Origin of the sequence: Paenibacillus dendritiformis, from assembly GCF_945605565.1 — a bacterium.
GTDB classification, from domain to species: Bacteria; Bacillota; Bacilli; order Paenibacillales; family Paenibacillaceae; genus Paenibacillus_B; species Paenibacillus_B dendritiformis_A.
Genome location: NZ_OX216966.1, coordinates 440,751 through 461,009 on the forward strand (window position 1 = coordinate 440,751; position 20,259 = coordinate 461,009).

General features: G+C 58.3%; 19 protein-coding genes and 3 riboswitches. Of the genes, 8 read left to right on the forward strand and 11 right to left on the reverse strand.

Going from position 1 to position 20,259, the window contains the following annotated elements; all coding sequences use genetic code 11:
• Positions 1–134: 134 nt before the first annotated feature.
• The 4 genes from NNL35_RS01800 to NNL35_RS30305 form a co-directional block, all read right to left on the reverse strand.
• Positions 135–1,076 carry a sensor histidine kinase gene (locus NNL35_RS01800; protein WP_006676181.1) on the reverse strand — a complete coding sequence of 314 codons (942 nt, stop codon included), beginning with the start codon at positions 1,074–1,076 and terminating at the stop codon, positions 135–137.
• 1 nt (position 1,077) lies between these two features.
• On the reverse strand, positions 1,078–1,773 hold the full coding sequence (locus NNL35_RS01805; RefSeq protein ID WP_006676180.1) for a response regulator transcription factor: 696 nt from the start codon (positions 1,771–1,773) through the stop codon (positions 1,078–1,080).
• Positions 1,774–1,806: 33 nt separating this feature from the next.
• Positions 1,807–2,487, reverse strand: coding sequence for a GNAT family N-acetyltransferase (locus tag NNL35_RS01810; RefSeq protein ID WP_238535311.1), 681 nt, complete (start codon positions 2,485–2,487; stop codon positions 1,807–1,809).
• Positions 2,488–2,822: 335 nt separating this feature from the next.
• The gene (locus tag NNL35_RS30305; RefSeq protein ID WP_276540117.1) at positions 2,823–4,646 is read right to left on the reverse strand and encodes a protein kinase domain-containing protein; all 1,824 of its coding nucleotides are present in this window, start codon (positions 4,644–4,646) and stop codon (positions 2,823–2,825) included.
• Positions 4,647–4,818: 172 nt separating this feature from the next.
• A riboswitch (TPP riboswitch) is annotated at positions 4,819–4,926 on the forward strand.
• A 130-nt stretch (positions 4,927–5,056) separates the two neighbouring features.
• On the opposite strand from NNL35_RS30305, the gene NNL35_RS01825 reads away from it, so the two are divergent.
• From NNL35_RS01825 to NNL35_RS01840, 4 genes are read left to right on the forward strand one after another with little or no spacing between them, the layout of a single operon-like run.
• On the forward strand, positions 5,057–5,653 hold the full coding sequence (locus NNL35_RS01825; protein WP_254552871.1) for a Ykof family thiamine-binding protein: 597 nt from the start codon (positions 5,057–5,059) through the stop codon (positions 5,651–5,653).
• A gap of 32 nt (positions 5,654–5,685) precedes the next feature.
• Positions 5,686–6,258: an ECF transporter S component gene (locus tag NNL35_RS01830; protein WP_006676176.1), complete on the forward strand. Its 573-nt coding sequence runs from the start codon at positions 5,686–5,688 to the stop codon at positions 6,256–6,258.
• Positions 6,255–8,042 carry an ABC transporter ATP-binding protein gene (locus NNL35_RS01835; RefSeq protein ID WP_254553968.1) on the forward strand — a complete coding sequence of 596 codons (1,788 nt, stop codon included), beginning with the start codon at positions 6,255–6,257 and terminating at the stop codon, positions 8,040–8,042. The genes NNL35_RS01830 and NNL35_RS01835 overlap by 4 nt, the downstream gene beginning before the upstream one ends.
• Positions 8,008–8,796 carry an energy-coupling factor transporter transmembrane component T family protein gene (locus NNL35_RS01840; protein ID WP_254552873.1) on the forward strand — a complete coding sequence of 263 codons (789 nt, stop codon included), beginning with the start codon at positions 8,008–8,010 and terminating at the stop codon, positions 8,794–8,796. The genes NNL35_RS01835 and NNL35_RS01840 overlap by 35 nt, the downstream gene beginning before the upstream one ends.
• Before the next feature lie 64 nt (positions 8,797–8,860).
• Here the strand turns inward: NNL35_RS01840 and NNL35_RS01845 are convergent, their stop codons facing one another.
• Positions 8,861–9,568 (reverse strand): GyrI-like domain-containing protein, encoded by a 708-nt coding sequence (locus tag NNL35_RS01845; protein ID WP_338111429.1) that lies wholly within the window; start codon positions 9,566–9,568, stop codon positions 8,861–8,863.
• A 103-nt stretch (positions 9,569–9,671) separates the two neighbouring features.
• Here NNL35_RS01845 and NNL35_RS01855 point away from each other — a divergent pair, with 103 nt between their 5' ends.
• Positions 9,672–10,142 carry a GyrI-like domain-containing protein gene (locus tag NNL35_RS01855; RefSeq protein ID WP_254552874.1) on the forward strand — a complete coding sequence of 157 codons (471 nt, stop codon included), beginning with the start codon at positions 9,672–9,674 and terminating at the stop codon, positions 10,140–10,142.
• Between the two features lie 140 nt (positions 10,143–10,282).
• Here NNL35_RS01855 and pdxR read toward each other — a convergent pair whose 3' ends face one another.
• From pdxR to NNL35_RS01875, 4 genes are all read right to left on the reverse strand, one after another.
• A complete protein-coding gene (gene pdxR, locus NNL35_RS01860) occupies positions 10,283–11,728 on the reverse strand; it encodes a MocR-like pyridoxine biosynthesis transcription factor PdxR (RefSeq protein ID WP_254552876.1) in 1,446 nt (481 codons plus the stop codon).
• A gap of 206 nt (positions 11,729–11,934) precedes the next feature.
• Positions 11,935–13,914 (reverse strand): serine hydrolase domain-containing protein, encoded by a 1,980-nt coding sequence (locus NNL35_RS01865; RefSeq protein WP_254552878.1) that lies wholly within the window; start codon positions 13,912–13,914, stop codon positions 11,935–11,937.
• Between the two features lie 121 nt (positions 13,915–14,035).
• On the reverse strand, positions 14,036–15,400 hold the full coding sequence (locus NNL35_RS01870) for a serine hydrolase (protein ID WP_006676169.1): 1,365 nt from the start codon (positions 15,398–15,400) through the stop codon (positions 14,036–14,038).
• 142 nt (positions 15,401–15,542) lie between these two features.
• Positions 15,543–16,013, reverse strand: a complete 471-nt coding sequence (locus NNL35_RS01875; RefSeq protein WP_006676168.1) for a MarR family winged helix-turn-helix transcriptional regulator — start codon at positions 16,011–16,013, stop codon at positions 15,543–15,545.
• A 235-nt stretch (positions 16,014–16,248) separates the two neighbouring features.
• On the opposite strand from NNL35_RS01875, the gene NNL35_RS01880 reads away from it, so the two are divergent.
• Both NNL35_RS01880 and NNL35_RS01885 read left to right on the forward strand, forming a co-directional pair.
• Positions 16,249–16,815: a GNAT family N-acetyltransferase gene (locus tag NNL35_RS01880; protein ID WP_006676167.1), complete on the forward strand. Its 567-nt coding sequence runs from the start codon at positions 16,249–16,251 to the stop codon at positions 16,813–16,815.
• Between the two features lie 107 nt (positions 16,816–16,922).
• Complete coding sequence (locus NNL35_RS01885) at positions 16,923–17,054, forward strand: DUF4023 domain-containing protein (RefSeq protein WP_006676166.1); 132 nt, start codon at positions 16,923–16,925, stop codon at positions 17,052–17,054.
• Positions 17,055–17,163: 109 nt separating this feature from the next.
• On the opposite strand, the gene NNL35_RS01890 is transcribed toward NNL35_RS01885, so the two are convergent.
• On the reverse strand, positions 17,164–17,976 hold the full coding sequence (locus tag NNL35_RS01890; protein ID WP_006676165.1) for a GNAT family N-acetyltransferase: 813 nt from the start codon (positions 17,974–17,976) through the stop codon (positions 17,164–17,166).
• Positions 17,977–18,013: 37 nt separating this feature from the next.
• Positions 18,014–18,967 (reverse strand): 1,4-dihydroxy-2-naphthoate polyprenyltransferase, encoded by a 954-nt coding sequence (gene menA, locus NNL35_RS01895; RefSeq protein WP_006676164.1) that lies wholly within the window; start codon positions 18,965–18,967, stop codon positions 18,014–18,016.
• Positions 18,968–19,209: 242 nt separating this feature from the next.
• Positions 19,210–19,298, forward strand: a riboswitch (cyclic di-GMP riboswitch).
• A gap of 105 nt (positions 19,299–19,403) precedes the next feature.
• Positions 19,404–19,491: riboswitch (cyclic di-GMP riboswitch) on the forward strand.
• A 100-nt stretch (positions 19,492–19,591) separates the two neighbouring features.
• Here menA and NNL35_RS01900 point away from each other — a divergent pair.
• A complete protein-coding gene (locus tag NNL35_RS01900) occupies positions 19,592–20,242 on the forward strand; it encodes an anthrax toxin lethal factor-related metalloendopeptidase (RefSeq protein WP_006676163.1) in 651 nt (216 codons plus the stop codon).
• The last annotated feature ends 17 nt before the right edge of the window (positions 20,243–20,259 follow it).

A 20,259-nucleotide genomic window follows, 5' to 3' on the forward strand; every position in this document is an offset into this window, starting at 1 on the left:
CTCCCTTCGCTCATGTGCCTTATGCTTCCATCGTATAATCTGAAATTCTCTTTTTTCTTTCCTGATTCTTACGAGTTTCTTAAGAACGGCACATAGCCCGCAGACAGCCGTTCCGGTCTGTCCGCAGGCGAAGATCAATAGGTGAGAGCGCGCAGCCGAATCGTGAAGACGGTCTTCTCATACGGCTTGCTGTCCAGATGAATGGTGCCGCCCATATGCTCCACGAGCCGCTTCGTAATCGTCAGGCCGAGCCCGCTGCCTTCGAATGATTTGTTCCGTGAATCCTCCATCGTATACATCCGTTCAAATACCCGATCGCGATGCAGCTCCTGAATGCCTTTGCCTCTGTCCCACACATCGATCAAAATGAAGCCTTCCTCCTCGCGGGTCCGGATGCCGATCGCCTGGCCGTCGCCGCCATGATGGATGGCGTTCGAGATAAGATTGTTCAGAATGCGTTCCAGGGCCTCTTCGTTCGCGTGCGCATACATCGGTGTCTCCGGGATTCCGATATCCACCTCGAAGCCTCGCGAAGTCAGCGTATCATAGAACTGAAGCATGCTCTTCCGGCATGCCTCATTGATATCCAGCCGGGTCAGCGGCAGCTCCTTGTCTCCCGACTCCAGCTTCGCCAGATCGAAGAAGGTGCGGATCAGCTTCAGCACATCGTGCAGCTTCTCATTCACACGTTCCAATAAGCGCTGCCGCTCTTCCGCAGGCATATCGGGATCCAGGCTTAGCGTCTCGATATACCCAAGGATGACGGTCAGGGGCGTCTTCAGATCATGGGAAATGTTCGACAGCATGCGGCGAATCGACTGCTCCGTGCGGTTGTATTGGGCCGTTACTTTCTGATTCTCGCTCAAGAGGCGGTTGATCTCAATCAGGATCGGCCGCAGCTCGGGATCGCTCGTGACGACCAGCAGCTTCTCGCGTGTCGGCTCGGTCAATATGAGATGCAGCTTCGAATGGATATAAGCGAGCTTGGCGCTTCGAACCCGCCGCGCCCGCCACTGCAGCAAGAGGAGAAGGAGCAGAATGGCAATCAGTGCGCCGTATACGAGATGGATGATCATCTTACTTCCCTTCCCACTTGTAACCGATGCCCCATAGGGTCGTAATATAGACGGGATGGGAAGGATCGTCTTCGATCTTCTCCCGCAATCGGCGGATATGGACATTAATGACATTCTCGTCGCCCAAATAGTCGTCACCCCAGACGAAGCCGTAGATCTGGGCCTTCGTAAATACCCGGTTCGGATTCGTCATGAACAGCTTCAGCAGCTCGAACTCGGTCGAGGTCAGCTTAATCTCCCGATCCTGCTTGGTGGCGCGGTAGCCGTCTACATACAGGCTGAGCGGGCCATAAGTGATAACGCGCTCCTCAGGTTCGGCCGGCCGCGCATATTCGGTGGCGCGCCGGATAGACGCCTTCACCCGGGCCGACAGCTCGATCAAGGAGAACGGCTTCGCCACATAATCATCTGCGCCGAAGCCAAGCCCCAACGCTTTGTCCACGTCGCCGTCCTTCGCCGACATGATCAGGATCGGAACCGAGCTTCGCTCCCGTATCCGCTTGATCACTTCGAAGCCGTCGAGCTTCGGCATCATCAGATCCACGATGACAACATCATAGGAACGCTGGCCGAAGAGGGTCAGGCCCTCTTCCCCATTGCCCGCCGCCGTGACGGCGAACCCTTCCTTCGTCAAATGATTGCCCACCATCTCCACGATGCCGGGATCGTCTTCAATCAGCAAAATATGCTGCTTCATCATCTCTCCTCACACCTTCACTGTTGTGTTGCGTTACGGCTTGCGTTGCGGCGTGGCTGCCGGATGCCCTGGATTACCGTTCTGCCAAGCCGCCGTCCCAGGCAGGCAGACCATGCAATACTGCTTCAAGCCGCTGTTCCGCAGCCGGATCGTATCCACGACCGTGAAGCCGTAATGCTCATACAGCCCGACATTGCGCGGATTTTGCGTCTCCAGGGTACAGGCGATTCCCTGTTCGCGGCATTCAGCCAGCAGCGGGGACATCATCTTCCGCACCCAGCCCTGGCCCCGGTATTGCGGCTGTACCACGAGCATATCGAGATGCAGATAAGGCTGGTCGCCCAATGAGGCCAGCCAGGCCGAGCTCATGCTGCGCAGGCCCGACAAGCCGCGCAGGAAGCGGGCGGGACTGATGTAACGGCACATGCGCAGCGACTTCGCGACGGCCCGGGCAACGCCCCATGCGTAGCTCGCGCGGGAAGCCCAGGACGCCCCCATCCGCTCCGAGCGGAAGATGAGCGCGACGGCCTCCATGTTCTCGGATGTCGCATATAAGCCGCCGTAATCATACAGCAATTCGATATAATTGCAGAAAAACAGCTTCAACACTTCCACGCGGGTGGACGGATCGGGCAGCAAATGCACATACAATCCGTCTTCCTTGAAGCCTTCGGCCATGACCGCGGCCGCGGCTTCCATATGCTTGCGTTCCAAGAGCAACAGCTTGGTACTACAAATAGTTCCACCCCGAATCTTCGAATATGGCTCCTCCGCCGGCTTGCGGCGCCGGAGCTTCTCCTGTCATCGTACTGCGCCGGGGGAGCCGCGTCAATTGTTGCCGGTGCGGCTCGAACGGATTCGCCCAACCCCGAGACGGCGACGGTCCGTGTTCCGGAACAAGCAACAAGCCGCCAGGATTCCCTGACGGCCGCTTACAGTCCGATCTGGACAAACAAAATTGTGGGCGGTATGGAACAGTTCGGGCGCTCATAGCTATCCCGTCGCTTCCACATGCATCCTGCGTTAAGAGGGATTTTATCAGACTTGCGCTACGGCCCCCGCTCATCCAGCCAACCGAGCGTCTTCGCTACGGAGACGGCCTTCATGCGGCGATCGACCCCGAGCTTCTTGAACAGGTTTTTGATATGGGCCTTCACCGTCTCGGCCGACACCAGCAGTTCTTCGGCAATCTCCTTGTTCGACAGGCTGCGGGCCAGCAGGCTGAGCACTTCCCGCTCGCGGGCGGTCAGTTCCTCCACCTTCGCCAGCCGCTGCAGCTCCTCCCGGGACGGCGGCAGCCTTCTGGCCTGGGCTTCGGCCACGTACAGCAGCTGGCAAGCCAACACGTGCAAGGTTCCCAGACGTCCCGGGACGAAGGCGTGCCCCGTCCGTCCATTGACCAGATACAGGCAGCCTCGCACCTGCTCGTGCAGCCGAATCGGCAGCACCAGCACCGAGGCCGGGCGGCCTTCCGCCGCTTCGGGCGGGCGCGTCGCCGGCCCATGCTGATCCGGCCCGGCGGAGCGCCTCTCGGTCTCGGTGCGCAGCAGCATCGGCTCGCCCGATTGAAGCGCAGCCCGGATAAGCTCCTCCGGCACATCGCCGCACTCGCTCAGCGGACAGGGCCGGAATTCGCCACAGCCGCTCATCCCGTCCCTATCCGGATCTATCGCCGCTTCCACGTAGGGCTCGCCCTGGCGCAGGACGATGAGATGCCCCTGCCCCGCTCCGGCCTGCATCACAATCGTAGCGAGCAGCTTCTCCGCCAGTCCGCGTCCCTCCCAGCCCTCCGCGAAGCTGTGGGATGACTGGACGACCGCCGCCAGATCCAGCGTCTGCGGATAGCCGCCGCTGTCGTCCCCCGCCAACGGTCCGGTCAAGCCGAATAACGGAGCGTCACCGGCCTGGCCAAGCGCAGGGTGCGGCAGGATAGGCCCCGGATCGTCAGGGTAGAGCGCTGTCACCGATAGCTGCCGCGCCGGCGCAGTCTGATCCCGCAACGTTCCCTCCGGCAGATCCAATGCGTAGCTGTTCCGCCGCCCCTCCAGGCATTCCTCCAACGCGACGCGCAGCGTGCGCGCATCCGGATAGCGCGCTTCCGGGTCCTTCTCCAGCAGCCTCGTCACGATCTCCGCCAGTTCCGGCGGCAGTTCCGGCCTCCGTTCGGTTAACGGCACGGGGCGCCGCGCCATATGCGCATGCGACCAGGCAAGCGCGTTGTCCGCCTCGAACGGCAGCTCTCCTGCCAGGAGCTCATACCAGGCCACGCCCAGGGAGTACAGATCCGAATACGGGCCGAGGTCGCAGCTCATGCGCCCGGTCTGCTCCGGTGACATATAGATCGGATTGCCCTCCAGCAGAGGGCGCTTCATCGGCTGCCCCTCGCCCTGCTGCAAGAACAAGGCATACCCGAAGCCGGTCACATAGATTCGCTTCGTCACCATTTGCACGAGGATCGTATCGGGCTTGAGATTGAGATGGAGCACCTGCTGCTGGTGGAGCGCCTCGATCATCCGGCACATGCCGATGCCGAGCTCCAGGAACTCGTTGCACGATACGGATTGCATCTCGAAGTAGCGCCGCAAGGTTACCCCGTTCACCGGCTCATACTCCAGAATCAGGGCGTGGCCATGCGGCACGACCGCGACCGGCCGCAGGATGCCGTCGATATGTACGCGAGCGGTGCCTTCGTATTCATGCAGCAGCTTCGCGTTCTCGATGATGGTGCGGCTGCCTTCCTTCACCACCTTGAGCAGGGCAGGCCGTTCCTGCTTCAGCCCATAGGCGTAACAGACGTACAGGAAGGGATCTTCATATATGATTTTGTCCACTTCATATCCGGGAAGCGTGAGGCCGTTCGTCATTGCATTCATGGAGATTCCCTCGTATTCTCTCGATTCCAAGCGATTAAATTTCTTCTTTTCATTATAACGAAAGATCGCCGGGAGGAACGATGAAAAAGCAGTTTACTCGAAAAGAGTCTTTACATTCGGGCCGGTCCCGGTATAATGGGAAGCGTAAAAGAGGCAATGCCAACCGCATATTCGTGAACACTAGGGGTGCTTGCTTGCAGGCTGAGAGACGGCGAATCGCTGTTAACCCTTATAACCCGAACTAGATAATACTAGCGTGGGGAAGTGTAGGTAGATTACGATGATTCGCGCTCGCCGAAGGAGGCTTTCCTTCATGGCAGCCGTTCTTCCGTATGGCGAACCGCACTTCCCGGAGGTGCGGTTTTTTGCTGTTTTTTTACGATCATTCGCAGATACGGGAGGAATTCGCAATGAAAAAAGCTATGTGCGGCACCGGCCAGATCGCCGGCTGCCGGTTCTCGCTCTATCCGATGAGCGATCGGTTCGCGGAGTTGATTCTCGGGGCCTTGAAGGCGACGGACCTGTCCAAAGTATGGTCGAAGACGGATGAGGTAAGCACCTGCGTCCGCGGCAAGTCGGAGCATGTCTTCGACGTGGTGAAGTCGATCTTTCTCCACTGCGCCCAGTCCGGCGTCCATACCGTGCTGAATGCCACCTTCTCGATCGGATGCCCCGGCGATAGCGAGGCCGATTATTACATGACGGAGGACGCCCATCGCCTGAATGAAGAGCGCTCCCGCCTCATCGCGGTTCAGACCGATGCCCAGTTCTCGCTCTACCCGCTCGGCACGCCGGATTATATGGATACCATCTATGACATTATCGATCTTGCCCGGGAGGAAGGCACCTTCACCAAGGGAGTGCATTATGCGAGCGGGCTGCAGGGCGACGCGCATGACGTGTTCGCCACGCTGGAGCACGCCTTCGAGCGGGCGAAGAAGAGCGACAGCACTCATATCGTGCTGACGACGAATATTTCGGCGCACAGCCCGAGCCGGAAGTCATGAACGCGGGAAGCGGAAGGGAGAGCCATATACCGATGCGACATTGGAAATTAAAAGATATCGTCATGCTCAGCTCGCTGTCTGTCGTCTTTGCCGTTGTTTATTTGCTGTTCTTCCAGGTGGGCAATGTCCTGGTCGGCTTCATGGGGCCGATGGGCTATGAGGTCATCTTCGGCATCTGGTTCATCGTGTCGATTATCGCTGCCACGATTCTGCGTAAGCCGGGCGCCGCCGTCATCTCGGAGACGGTGGCCGGCGTCGTCGAGGTGCTGATCGGGAACGCGGTCGGGCCGATCCTGATCGTGTCCGCCCTCATTCAAGGGCTGGGTGCCGAAGCGGCCTTCGCTGCTACCCGCTACCGCAGCTACAGCCTGAAGACGCTGATGCTGGCAGGGGTCGGGGCGGCCCTGTTCAGCTTCGCGTGGGGTTACTTCCGCAGCGGCTTCGGCGCGTACTCCGCCGGCCTCGTCATCGCGATGCTAGCCGTCCGCTGCGTCAGCGGGGCGCTTATCGCGGGGCTGCTCGGCCACGGGATCGCCCAATCGCTGAAGCGGACCGGCGTGCTGCGCAGCTATCCGATCGCGAAGGAAGGCACCCGCGCCGCATGAGCCGCGTGAATGAGAGCCGCGTGAATGAGCGCGTGGCGGCGATCGAGGCCGAGGGGCTGACGCTCGCCTTCGAGGCGGGCGCGGACCCGATCCTGTCCGGCATCGACGTCCGCATCGGCGACGGCGAGACGGTGCTGCTGCTCGGGCCGAGCGGCTGCGGCAAAAGCTCGCTTGCCCTCTGCCTGGCCGGGCTGTACCCGCACGCCATCGACAGCGAGGTGCGTGGCCGGGTGCTCGTGTACGGGAAGCCGGTCGCCGAGCGGGCGGCGGGCGATGCCCCATGGGCGGCCGGCATCGTGTTCCAGGACTTCGAGAGCCAATTCTGTCTGCTGCGGGTCGAGGAGGAGATCGCCTTCTGTCTGGAGAACCTCGGCTGTCCGCGGGAGGAGATGGACGGGCGCATCAGCGGGGCGCTGGCCGCGGTGGACCTGGCCGCCTGGCGCGCGGCCCCGATTCACGAGCTGTCCGGCGGCATGAAGCAGCGCCTGGCGCTCGCCTGCGCCATCGCGATGGAGACGCGCCTGCTCGTGCTCGATGAGCCGACGTCAAATCTTGACCCGTCGTCCCGCCGGCAGTTCGCGGCGCTCGTCCGCGATCTGGCCCGGGCGCGCGGTCTGGCCGTGCTCGTCATCGAGCATCAGCTCGACGAGTGGATCGGCCAGGCGGACCGGCTGCTCGTGATGGACGCCGCCGGCGCCATCGCTTACGACGGGCCACCCGCCGCGTATTATGCCGGCGCGGTGCCGGAAGCGCCCGGGATCTGGCTGCCGGGCCCGCTCCGGCTGTACCGCGAGCTGCGGCGGCTTGTCCCGGGCGAGGAGCCGCCGGCGCTGGCCGCGGTCCTGACCGAGCCGGACCTCGCCGCGGAGCTGGCCCGGTGGAGCGAGGCGGGCCAGGAGCGCGCGCTGCAGGCGCTGACCGCGCCTTCGCCGTCCGGCGGCAGGCCTGCCGGAGACCACGCCGGCGGCAAGCCTGCCCCTCTTCTGGAAGCGGAAGGCTTGCGCTTCCGGCGCGGCGGCCGCCCGGTGGCAGACGGCATCTCGCTGACGCTGCGCACGGGAGAATGGGTCGCCATCGCCGGGCCGAACGGGGCGGGCAAATCGACGCTCGCCTCGCTGCTGGCCGGGCTGAACGAGCCGGAATCCGGAGCAGTCCGGCTGCAGGGAAAACCTCTCGGCGACTACACGGAAAAGGAGCTCCGGACCTGGATTGGTTACGTCTTCCAAAATCCGGAGCATCAATTCATTACCGATACGGTCGCCGATGAGCTTGCCTTCGGGCTGCGGCTGCAGGGCATCGCGCCGGCCGCGATCGAACAGGCGGTTCAGGAAGCGCTGCGCCGCCTGCGGCTGGAGAATGCCGCCCAGGCGAGCCCGTTCTCGCTCAGCCAAGGCCAGAAGCGGCGGCTCAGCGTCGCTTCGGCGCTGACCGATGCGCAGAGGCTGCTCATCCTGGACGAGCCGACCTATGGCCAGGACGCCGATACGACCCGCGAGCTGATGGACATGCTCGGGGAACGGGTCCGGCAGGGGGATGCGGTCATCATGATTACGCATGATATGGAGCTGGCGCACGCGTATGCGGACCGCATCGTTGTCCTCCGGGACGGACGTACCGCCTATGACGGCCCGCCCGCCACGCTCTGGTCGGACCATGCGGAGTTGGCGGCGGACTGCCAGCTGCTGCCCCCGCTCCGCTGCGCGGCAGCCGGCAGGCTGACCGAACTTATCGCGAGCAGGAGGGAGAAGCATGCTGAATTTGCAGGATTGGAATCCGAGCATTAAGGGCCTGGCGGTCATCATTGCCGTTATTCTGTTGTCGCTGACCCTTGATCCGATAACGCCGCTGCTGGCGCTAATCTGGACCGCAGGGATGACGTTCGCGCTTGGCCGCGTGTCGTGGAAGAAATGGCTGCTCGGCTTCGCTCCGTTCCTGATCATGAGTGCCGGGTATGTATGGACGGCGATATTGCTTCCCCGGGCAGGGACGGGCGGGTCTTCTGACGTGATATGGGAATGGGGATCCTTCTCGGTAACGGCGGTGGTGCTGCATCAAGCGCTATCGCTCGGGCTGCGGGTGCTCATCTTCTCGGCGCTGTCGCTGCTCTTCATTCTGACGACAGACCCCGTCCGCTTCATGCTGAGTCTGATGCAGCAGTGCAGATTGTCTCCGAAGTGGGCATACGGCATCCTGGCAGGCTACCGCTTCCTCCCCTTCTTCCGGGAGGAGCTGCGGATTCTGCAGCATGCGCACCGCATGCGCGGCGTGGAACGGGAACGCGGCTGGCGGGGCCGGCTGCGCGCCATGAAGCGGTACGCCATCCCGCTGCTGGCCTCCGCCATCCGCAAGTCGGAGCGCGTCGCCGTCGCCATGCTGTCCAAAGGATTTACCGGCAAGCGGGAGCGCCCCTATTACGTGCGCCTGCGGGTGACCTGGAAGGATTGGCTGCTCCTGCTGCTGCTGGTTGGGGGCGTCTGCGGGTGCTATCTCTTGTCCTGGCAAATCGGCTCGGTGAGGCTCTATCGGGGGGAATTGTAATCGCTCCGCTGCGCACCCGCTTCTAGGAACGCGGCGGCCCTTCCCTCATCAGCCGGCTTGCCGTTCAGCGGATCGGGATGTAGATATCATACTGATTATGGGGGGAGGAAGGCGCGAAGCGCTCATCAAACGATTCGATAATAAGCGCCTCCCTATCCTGCTCATACCCATTCTTCTCCAGCCAGCGGTAAATGGAATGATAGGTTGCATGAACGTGCGCCCGCTCTAAAGAGCCATAGTGCGTGAAAAGAGCATACATGCGCGCGGGGATGTGCAGTTGAATAAAATCTTCGGGAATCGGTTCAACATGTTCTACCTCTAAGGTGACATAATAGGTGAACTCTTTGTCCCGATTGTGAGAGAGACCGAGGCGTATGCTGGAATTGACGCATGGAATTTCCTCCTGGCGGCGCAGCAATTCAAGCCATAGCCTGGGCGCCAAAACCTCCACCTCGCCGAACGCCGTATAGGGAGCCGTAAATTCAAATCCCGAAACCAGGAAAGAAGGCTTACTGATAATCTTCCCTCTCACCTCTGTTTGCTTCCCGACCGGAATGGAGGGAACTTTCCGTTCCGGCAGCACCTGATACCCGCCATGCATCCCGCTCTCGGAGTATAAAGGCAGCCCCATGGCGCTTAACTCCTGCAGATAGCGCCACATCGTGCGATAAGACACGCCGAACTCATCCGCCAGTTCCTGCACCGTATACCTTTTTTTCGAATTCAGTTTCATCATCAGTTCGATTAACCGCCTGCTTTTTGCCACGTCCATCCCCTGCCATCAATTTTTTTTGAACTATGACAGTTATTGACCAAGTTTACTGCTAGCGTAAAGGAGAAAGAAAAAATGATCAAGCCGGGAAGGAGCATGAACGATGGAAGGAAGTATTGTGACCAAAGGTGAGTTCAAAATAGTGGGGATGGGATGGACAGGCCCTTTTTCGGCTGCGCCTGCGATTCCGAGTCTGTGGCGAGAGTTCGCGGAACGCGTGCATGAGATTGAATACCGGATCCACCCCTTCCAATTTGTCGCGGCTAGCCATGACCGCCCGACGGACTTTACGTATTATATCGGTGTAGAGGTGTCTGATTGGGGTCAACTGCCCGATGGAATGATCGGCCTTACGATACCAACGCAACGGTACGCCCGCTTCACCTGCACAGGTCCCATGGCCCAAGTGTCCGATTTCTATGTGCGATGCTTTGACTGGATAAGGCAGGAAGGCTATGAAAAAAACAATGCCGTGCTCGGTCTCGAAAGCTATGATCAACGCTATCATCCCGCCATTGACGATCCGGATCGGGAAACGAACGAGTTCGAGATCTATATCCCCCTCCAATCCTAGCCGCTCCTTGAGGGTGAAGCGAAGGATGGGGAGGCCTTCCCTCCTGCCCGTGAGGCTCCGGTGCCCGGCGGTAAGCCGGCCGCACCGGAGCCGCTTAGGCAAGTTATGACGAGCTCCGCCTGCAGCCGCTCCCGATCTGCTCACCCCTCGAGCCAGACCTTGCTCAGGCGGCGGATTCCCTCGTCGATCCGGTCGATCGGAATGCCGCCGAAGCCGAGGAAAAATTCTTTGCGGCTCTCTGCGGGCGGGCGCAGCCAGGTGAACGACGCGGAGGCCAGGCGAATGCCGGCCTCTCTGGCCCGCCGCACCAGCTCTTGATCGCTATGAGGGCTCTCGAACCTCATCAGCATATGGAACCCGGCATCCGTCCCGGCAATGTCGGCGCTCTCGCCGAAATGCCGCCGGATAGCCGAGATAAGGCAGTCATGCTTGTTCCGGTACAAGGTGCGCATCCGGCGCACATGCCTCTCCAGATGCCCCCGCTCCATGAACAGCTGCAGCGCGTGCTGGTTCCAGCGGGGGGCCGACTGCTCGAACAGCGTATAGTATTCCATAAGCTGGTATGCGCCCAGGAGCGACGGCGGCAGGATCATATAATGAATGCCGACCGCGGGAGCGAGCACCTGGGCGAACCCGCCCAGATAGATAACATCGGATTCGGGAATAAGCCCTTGCAAAGACGGAATCGGGCGGCCGTAATAGCGCAGCTCGCCGTCGATGTCGTCCTCGATGATGAAGCCGTTCGTTCGCCGGGCCCATTCCAGCAGCTGAAGCCGCTTCGCAATCGGCATAATCATGCCGCGCGGGAATTGATGGGACGGGGAGACGCAGACGATGCGGGCGGCGCTGTCATAGAGCTCGCCGATATGAATGCCGTCCTCCTCCAGCGATACGGGCGTCACCTCGTAGCCCTGCTGGCGGAACGTGGCCGGGCAGAGCAGATAGCCCGGATTCTCCACGGCGATATGGCCGGCATGCTCCCGCAACAGCTTGGCCAGCATCGTCAGCAGGACATGCGGATCCGAGCCGACGATGACCTGCTCCTTCGTGCAGCGCACTCCTCTGAATTGATGCGCATAGTTCGCGATTTGCTCCCGCAAGCCCGGCTCTCCCTGCGGGTCCCCGTACCAGAGCAGCTCCTTCCGCTCCGGGACGAGAAGCTCCTGAAAGATGCTTCGCCACACCCGGTATGGAAAGTGGGCGCCATCGATGCTGGACAAGTGAAAATCGTACGGATACGTCCTCGCGTCACGGGCGGGCGCCGCCCGCTTCATCACGCCGTCCGCTTCCGAAGGCCGATGCGGCTCCGCGTCCCCGATCCCGAGCTGCAGGTACGGCTCCGGCAAATGCTGCACATAATATCCTTTGCGCGGCACGCTGGCAATGAATCCTTCCGCGGCCAACTGGTTATAAGCCAATTCCACCGGCGTCGGACTGAGCGACAAGTAGTCGGCCAACGCGCGGATAGAAGGAAGCCGCGTCTGCTCAGCCAGACGGCCGGATGCGATTTCGCGTTTGATATAATCGACAAGCTGCAAATATTGCGGTATGGGACTCTTATCATCAAGCTTCGGAATCAACAACATGGCAACCTCCACTGGCCTGTTCACAAGGTGAGAATCTGGATAATCAAAGTATACAGGAGCTGGCGCTCATGAAATAGGCCAATCGGCCAGACTGCCGATAATTCCCGACTGGCGGCTTGGTTCCTTCCTTGACGCGCTGGCGGTTTGGCCGCTTTCTTGGCGCAAGGCGGGAAGCGGCGGCGATGCCGCATCGCTCTGATATCAGGTCACATCCCCTTGAGCATCAAATCCATCAGCTTCGACATGACCAGCGCCGCTTCCTGGCGGGTCATCGCCTGCCGGGACGCGAAGTCGATGGCCCCGTCCGCGAGCAGCTTGACTTCCGGCCCGTACAGTTCCAATGCCGCCATCGTCTTCACGCTGTCCGCATACGTATCGTCGGTTCCCCCGGCCAGCTTCACGCCGCTCAGATCCGGGCGGGCATTCTCCAGAATCGGCGCCATGCCGCGTACGATCATCTCTGCCGCTTCCTGCCGGCTGATCGTCTCCTCCGGACCGAACCGGTCTTCCGATACTCCTTCCGCCAGACCGAGCTCAAGGGCCGTCTGAATCTCGGCATGGGCCCAATGTTTCGCCGCATCGGAGAACGCCGGATGCTGTTCGGACAGCGGATAGCCTAACGCGCGCATCATAAGGGCGATCAATTCCGCCCGTGTCACCGGCTTCTCCGGACGGAATGTCCCATCCTTGAATCCCGCCGCCCGATCAATGGCCTGCAAATAATGAATATGCGAGGCATAAGGGCTGTCCTGGGCCACGTCACGGAAGGCTTGCTTCGTGCTCTTCTTGGCGTAGCTGACCGGGTTCAGGTATTTCAAATAATCGACCGTACGATCGCTATTCTCCTTGAAGGCAAGCAGCTTCCCAGCCTCGTCCTGGAACAGAAGCGTATCGATCTGCTTCGCGGTGTGCCGCCCCAGCACATCCTCCACCAACAGTTCTCCGTCTCCCGTTGCCGTAACGGAGGTCTGCATAATGTTCACCCTCAGATCGAGATAGACCCCTTCCAACCTCCGAAGCTGATCCATCGGCGTCCGAAGGAACGTCTGCGCCTGCTCCTTCTTCGGATAGTACTGGTTCATGAAGGCGGCATACCAGTCCGAGCGCAGCATTCCTTCCGCATTGGCGGAGATGAATATGCCTGTCTTCTGATCCGGCAGCAGCCACATGCAGGAGGCGAAGCCGAGCAGATCCCCGCCCTTGGAAATGACATGCTGCCCGTTGCTGGCCGCAGGCTCGCTCTCGAAGCCGTACGTCGCATCGGGGAACGCCGGATGTATCGGCTCACGGTAGAGCTGCATGGCCTCGACCGTCTCCGGACGAAGTATCCGGCCGTGGTTATTGGCGCCGCCATTCAATTGCGCAATCATGAATTGGGCCATATCGCTGCCGGTCGTGTTCATCGCTCCGTCCGGCCCCTCCGTAGGCGTTACGCCATATACCGAAATCGGCTTGCCGCCACGCTCATAACCGGTAGCCAGACGCTCCAGCACCTCCTTCGTCAGCAGATAATCGCTGCTCGCCATCCCTAGCGGCTTGAAGATATGCTCCTTCATATATTGATGGAATGGCATCCCGGAGACTTGCTCTATAATATAGCCTTGCAGGATGTAGGCGAAATTGTCATACATATAAGCTTCGCCCGGCTTGCGAACCACCGGCGGCATTCTATCCTTTATATAAGATTGGATCGAGACCGTGCGGGACAGATCTTCCGGGAAATCCTCCATCGTCTCCAATGTAACTTGAAATCCAGACGTATGCGTCAGCAGATGATGCATCGTCACGGGCTCCTTGAACGGATTGTCAATGCGAATATCCCCCATATAGCGGTTGATATCGGCGTGCAAATCGATCTTCCCCTGCTCCGCAAGCTGCATGACGGCGGCCGCCGTAAATGTCTTGGAGACGGAGGCGATGCGGAATACGGTTTTATCCGGATCAACCGGCACCTTCCGTTCCATGTCGGCATACCCGTACCCCTTCTTCAGCAGCACTTTCCCATCCTTGACGACGACAACGACGGCGCCGCCGGCATCCTTCGGTTCTCTCTTGTCAAAAAAAGCATCCGCAAACTGCTCCAGTTCACGCGCATCAGCCGGACCGGCTTGACGGGCCTCGCCCGCCGCAGCGAATGTGGTCCGATCGTGCCCAAGACCGGAAAAGACCATTCCTGCAATAATCATGACTATCGCTCCTTTGACCGCTCTGTTCCTTATTTTCATCGTTCTCCCCATCCTTGGCTATTTTCTGTCTCTGACATGAATTGCCCTCAACAGCAGGTACGTCTGCAGCGGGTCAGCCGACCTATCGGATCCGTACGGAATGCGTCTCGTATCCATCCTCGACGATCACCAGCTTCTCCGCCTGCTCCTTCCCCGCCTCAACGACGAACTTCACTTCAACCGGAATCAGCCGAACGAAAAATCTCGTGGCACTGGCGGGATACAGTTCCACGCGTACCTTGCCGGCAACCTGCAGGTAGAGCCTGCCGTCCTCAATCGAGACGGACATTAGAATGTCCCCTCCGTCCTCCTGTTGGTATAATCCGGCATAACGCTCATATAAGTCCGTGTCGACGGCGGCAATCTGTCTCTCTAACGGCCGCTGCGGAATCTCATAAGGCTGGTCGAACAAAATTTGTTCGGCAGCGTCGATTACCGCCTGGTCGAACTCGACATCCTGCTCCCGGTTACGCAAATAAATCAACGTCATATCGGCCTCCAGATAGCGGTTCAGGAGGGAGGCATAACCCGGCCAGCCGCCGCTATGGCTAACGACACGCCCCATTCCTTCCTTATCTTCTAATATCCAGCCGAACCCGTAATCGAATGTTTCCCCATTGTGCAGGCGAACGGGAGCATACGCTTGCTCCAGCGATGGCCTGCTGACAAGCTTCCCGTCTTGGAGTGCCCGGTCGAAGGCGAGCAGATCATGCACGTTCGAGCTCATTGCGCCATCCCCCTGGATGCCGTCAAGGAACACGGCGAAATACGTCTCCGGCACAAGGTCGGGCAGCTCATACCGGGAGGAATGATGATCATAGACATAACCGTATGCGTAATTGTCCATGGCGTCACCTTCCACTCTCCGGCTGTAGATTCTCGAAGCGTTCATCCCGAGCGGAAGGAAGACGCGCTCGCGCATGAAGTCGGCGAAGGTCCGGCCCGTCGCCCGCTCAATAATCAGCGCAAGCAGCACATAACCGGTATTGCTGTACAACCAGCTCTCATTCGGTTCGAAATAAACCGGCGGCCGATGCTCCGCCAGCATCGCAAGCACATCTGCGTTCGTCGCGATTCGCTTCCGATCCCAACGTTCGAAGAACAGCTCCATAAAATCGGGCAGCCCAGACGTATGACAGAGCAGCTGCCGTACGGTAATCCCCGGATAAGGAAGCTCCGGCAGCCACTGGGCTACCGGGTCGTCAAAGCCCAGCTTGCCCTCCTCTGCCAGCACCATGATTCCCGCTGCCGTGAACGGCTTCGCCAATGAGGCCAGATCGAATACCGATGCCATCGTCAACTGTCGGCCCGTCGCCAGGTCGGCTTCTCCAAAGGCCGCTTGATAAATAATCTCGCCCTGCTCGGCGGCCAGGAAGACCCCGCTCATTCCTCCTTGTTGTTCCAGCTTCTTGAACAATCGTTCTAACCGCTCCCGTTTCGTCTCCATTCCGCTCCCTCTCCTTTTCATAGATGTCATCGAAAACGAATATAATTCAATTAACTTAATTATTAAGATAGCTTAACAATTGGATAAAGGAGAGCCCTCCCTCTCCTGCCCGGGGATGTTCATCCGATTCCGCATGAAGCAATCAATTCGTCTCCGTCCTGCCCTTGCAATCCTTCTCTACGATTCCTTTGAGCTTCAAGATGATGTTCCTCAATGTCACAACTTCCTCATAATCGAGCTGGGAATAGTAGCGGTCGATAATGGTCCGCTCGAGCTCCTCCTCCTTGGCGAAATGCTCCGCTCCGCGCTCGTCCAGGCGAACGAAAATTTCCCGGCGGTTGTTCGGGTTAATCTCCCGGCTGACGTACTTCGCCTTCTCCAGCTTGCTGACGATCTGGCTGACCGCACTGGAGGAGACCTTCATCCGCTCCGCAAGCTCGCTGACCGTCAGACGTCCATGCTTGTGAACGAATTCGAGCAATATCGTCTGCTTGGCCGTAATCTCGCTATCGTTCAGAAACTCGTGAGCTTGAATCAGCATGACATTCATGGCATAATCCGCTTCATTCATCTCTTTGACGAGACGGACAAGGTCGTCGCTTGCCTTCTTCAATCACATCCACCACCTTAATAATTAAGTTATCTTAATTGTTTTATATTCTAATCGATTCCGTTCGGTTCTGCAACCCTGACTCCCTCCCTCGCCTCAATGCGCGGCATTCCCTACACAAATAGGAGCGTACACGTCTGAACGAGCCGATCTGTCCTTTTAATTTCCGATAATCTGTATATTTCTGTGTATACAGTTGTTGGGTATAGTAGAGGTAGAACATTCAGGAGGGAATAAGATGGCCACGCACAGACAAACAGACGCACCCGTACGATTTCTTGAAGGCAAGGGCATCTATTTGCGGCCGATCGGCCCGGAGGATGCGGACCTTTATTACCACATGCTATTTGATCCGGAAATGAGACGATTAACGGGGACGCAGAGGCATTTTTCCAAGGAGCAAGTCGCCCGCCATATCGAAGGCAAAACGCAATCCGCTTCCGACATGCTGCTGCTGATCGCGCTCCGCGAATCCGATCAAGTCATCGGGGATATTGAGCTTCAGGATATCGACAGCATTAACCGCAGCGCCAGCATGCGCATCGCGATTGATGCGCCGGCGAATCAGGGCAGAGGGTTCGGCAGCGAAGCGATCGGCCTGCTGCTGGAATACGCCTTCGGCATTCTGCAGCTTCATCGGATTGAATTGAACGTATTCGCCTTCAATGAACGCGCCATTCACGTCTACGAGAAAATGGGCTTCCAGCGCGAGGGCGTGCAGCGCGATGCCCTATATTACAATCATGCGTATCATGATTCCATTATGATGAGCATCCTGGAGCATGAGTACCGCAACCGCGCATAACCAGCCGATCAGGAGCGACTAGCTCCTGATGTTTGCGTCTGGGCGAACGGAATGAAAACATTGGAGTTGGCAATAGTAAGAGCCTAAGGACTAAGGAGGTGCCGACGATGGAAAATACGCATGATTATGTAGAGAAGCTGAAGGAGACGCAGGAGAAGGCGGAGCGCAATCAGCAGCGCCAGGGCAAAGGCTCGCCGGGCAACAAGCTGCCGAACAAGCAGCACAGCACCAATAAGTAGAGGAAATGCCAAGGGGACGAGGGAACAGCCGTGTTCTCGCTCCATCCCCCTGCAACCTACCCATCCCCCCTGCTCCGTCTGATTAGGCGAGAGCAGGGGGGATGATGCGTTACGGAACAAAATGAATGTCTGCGATGATACCGTGCTCCATAAATCCGATGTTCCGATAGACCCGGTTGGAATCCGGGTTCGCGGCATCTGCATACAGCACCGGGATACGAGCTCCCGCAAGGATCAATCGGCACAGTTCGGCGACCAAGCCGCTGGCGAACCCTTGCTTCCGGTGTTCCGGCGGAGTGTACACCGCATTAATCCGCGCATGCCGGGCGGAGCGGTGCGTAATGTTCGCCATGGAGACAAGCTGCTCCCCGGCCATCCAGCCGTAGAGATGGCCCGCTCTGACCGTCTGCTCCGCCGCCGCTCTCCGGCTCGACGGAGGAACGAATGTCCCGTATGCTTCCGTAGAGAACGCAGCCAGGAAGCGGGCCACGGTCGGTATGTCGTCCTCTGACAGCTTCCGCATTTCGCCCGCTGGACGACTTGGCTCCATCACCCGAGGACATGCGTAAGATCGCATCACCATGCGCGTCTCCTGGCGGAGACCGCGCTGTGACGCATATTCACGGGCGAACGCTTCGGCGAGGCGCGGCTCGCTCGAGATGCCCGGCAGCTCGATTCCGGTTAATTGCCGGCACAAGGCGTGCAGGAGCAGGATGCGCTCCGCCTCGCTCACGCCGGCATCCATCCATAGCCAGGCAGGGTATCCCGGGGTCTGGCCCAGGACAGCCCGCCCATCCTCCAGCTTCATCCGCAGCGATTCGCCGGATTCGCATACTCGATGAAGCACATGGTACTGCACTTCATCCCTCATGAACGCGGGCTCATGGAGAACCGAGTCGCCCGAAGAGAACGCAATGAACATGGCGGAATACCTCCCTCACGGATTTGGAACGGCTAGACTATATCAGGTTGAGCAAAATCGCGGCGCCTAGAGCGGCAATTCGGGCCACATTCGTGATGATGAAGTTTTTGACCGCCAAGACGAAGGTATGCTCCTTGGTCTGCTTCTGCTGGAAAGCGCGGATATTGCGCTGTACCGGTATCAGCGTGCACAGGACAAGCAGCAGAATAATCGGGTTGACCTTCAAGATGAACAGGACGATGAGGTCCAGATAGGATGCATAATAGATGATACGGAACAAAGTCAGCGCATTCGGCTTCCCAATATAGACCGGAAGCGTATACCGTTTATTTTCCACATCGTCTTCCATATCGCAAATATTGTTGGCCAGCATAATATTCGCAATGCACAGAATCGCCGGTATCGAGATAAGGAACACCAGCAGCACTTCGATAATGTTGATATCGACCTTCACATGCCAGTCTTCCAGCCACAAGGCCGCCAGCTGATGATCTTCCACATGGATATACGTGGAGATGAAGATGATGACGAACCCCATGAACAACCCGGAGAACAATTCCCCCAGCGGCATGCGGGAGATCGGGACCGGTCCAAGCGAGTACAAAAAGCCGACCAAAAACGATAATCCGCCTAAAAGAAGAATCAGCAGGCCGGTCTGCAGAAACAGAACAACCCCTGCGCTAATCGCAATGACGAGCAGCGTCACGATGGTGGCGACGACCGTCGATTCCTTCAATTTGTACTGCACGATCGCATTATGGACCTCATAGCCGTAGCCATGGGTTTTGATCGCCTTTTTGTAATCGTAATAGTTGTTGATGGCCGTGGTCGCCATATCGAAGGACAGCAGAGAGGCGAGCATCAGCAAGAAATGGCTGACTTCGAAGGATTGGAACCGAAACACGGCGTACAGCGTCCCGATAAAGAAGGGGATCATGCTGGCTGTTTTGGTCTGGATCTCGACCAGCTTGAGAAAGCTTTTGATTGTCACGTTTCATACTCCTTTGCATGTACAGCACCCGTAGAGGCATCTTTCTGTCTCGTATCTTTTCCTCTAAACTTTATCACCAGTTCCAAGGGCCGTCCAGTTCCTTCGTTTCTCCCGAAAAGCCGCAAAAAAAGCCCGTAAAAATCAAGTCCGCGCACGCCGGTTCTTCTTGACAAGCTATTCTATCAATATTACTCTAAAGGTAGATAGTTCACTAGATTTTTCTTCCAATCGCATATCTATCCTAGTGATAAAGGCAAACCCATCGAAAGATGGCGACGCAAAGCTACAGGGGCTTCAGCGATGATACTCGCTATGCCAGCCAGTTACCGATAGAGATAGCTTGACGTGTCTTTCGCGAACGTTCTCAAGCCCTTCTTACTTCGGTAGGCGGGGCTTTTTCATTAGGATGGACAAGCGAAGGAACAGGTCAACTCCGTATTGACAAAGGCAAACCTGTTGAAAAGCAGGGACGCAAAGCTATAGGGGCTTCAGCGCCGCCAGCGCTCAGCCAGCCAGCTACCAATATTGAAGCAAGCGCCGAACTGCGCCGATCAACTCTACCAATCCGGATGGAATGGAAGAGTCGCGGAAGCAGAGACGCCAGGCTTCAGAGGAGAGATTGCGATGAAATGGGACAAGCGTCTGTTGGGCCTGCTTGTATTGGCCGCTATCTTGTTCACGGTACCGGTCTATCCGGTTCACGCTGAGGATGCCATTATCGATAAATTAGTCGTGCTGCCAAGCAGTGATTATAATGTCAAGGAAGCCGAAGCCATGAAGGAACGGCTGGACAAGATCCCCGCCCGCATTCTGAGCATGCTGTATGACAAGGGCGTCAAAATCAAGCTGACGAACGACATCATTACGAACGAACCGGAGTTAAGTTATTTGAAGGGCGTTACCCCGCGAGGCTGGGAAGGCACTGGCATGACATGGGACGATGTTCCCGGCGTCAGCGAGCGTGTCGTCGTCGCCCGCATCGGTTACAGCAAGAAGGGACAGGGACACAATTCGTTCAATCTGGAAATTCACGAGACCATGCATGCGGTCGACCGCATCGTCTTCAATGAAATCAGCAGCACCGAGGAATTCAAGAACATTTTCAATCAGGAAGCGAACGTCAACTATAACGGGGACGGCTACGTGTCGGTCCATCCGACCGAATACTTCGCGGAGACCGCGAGCTTGTATGTATACAGCGACGCGACACGGGAAGAACTCAAGGAGACTACCCCGCTCACCTATGAATTCATGGACAAGCTGTTCGCTAGCTAATCCATAACAGACATAGA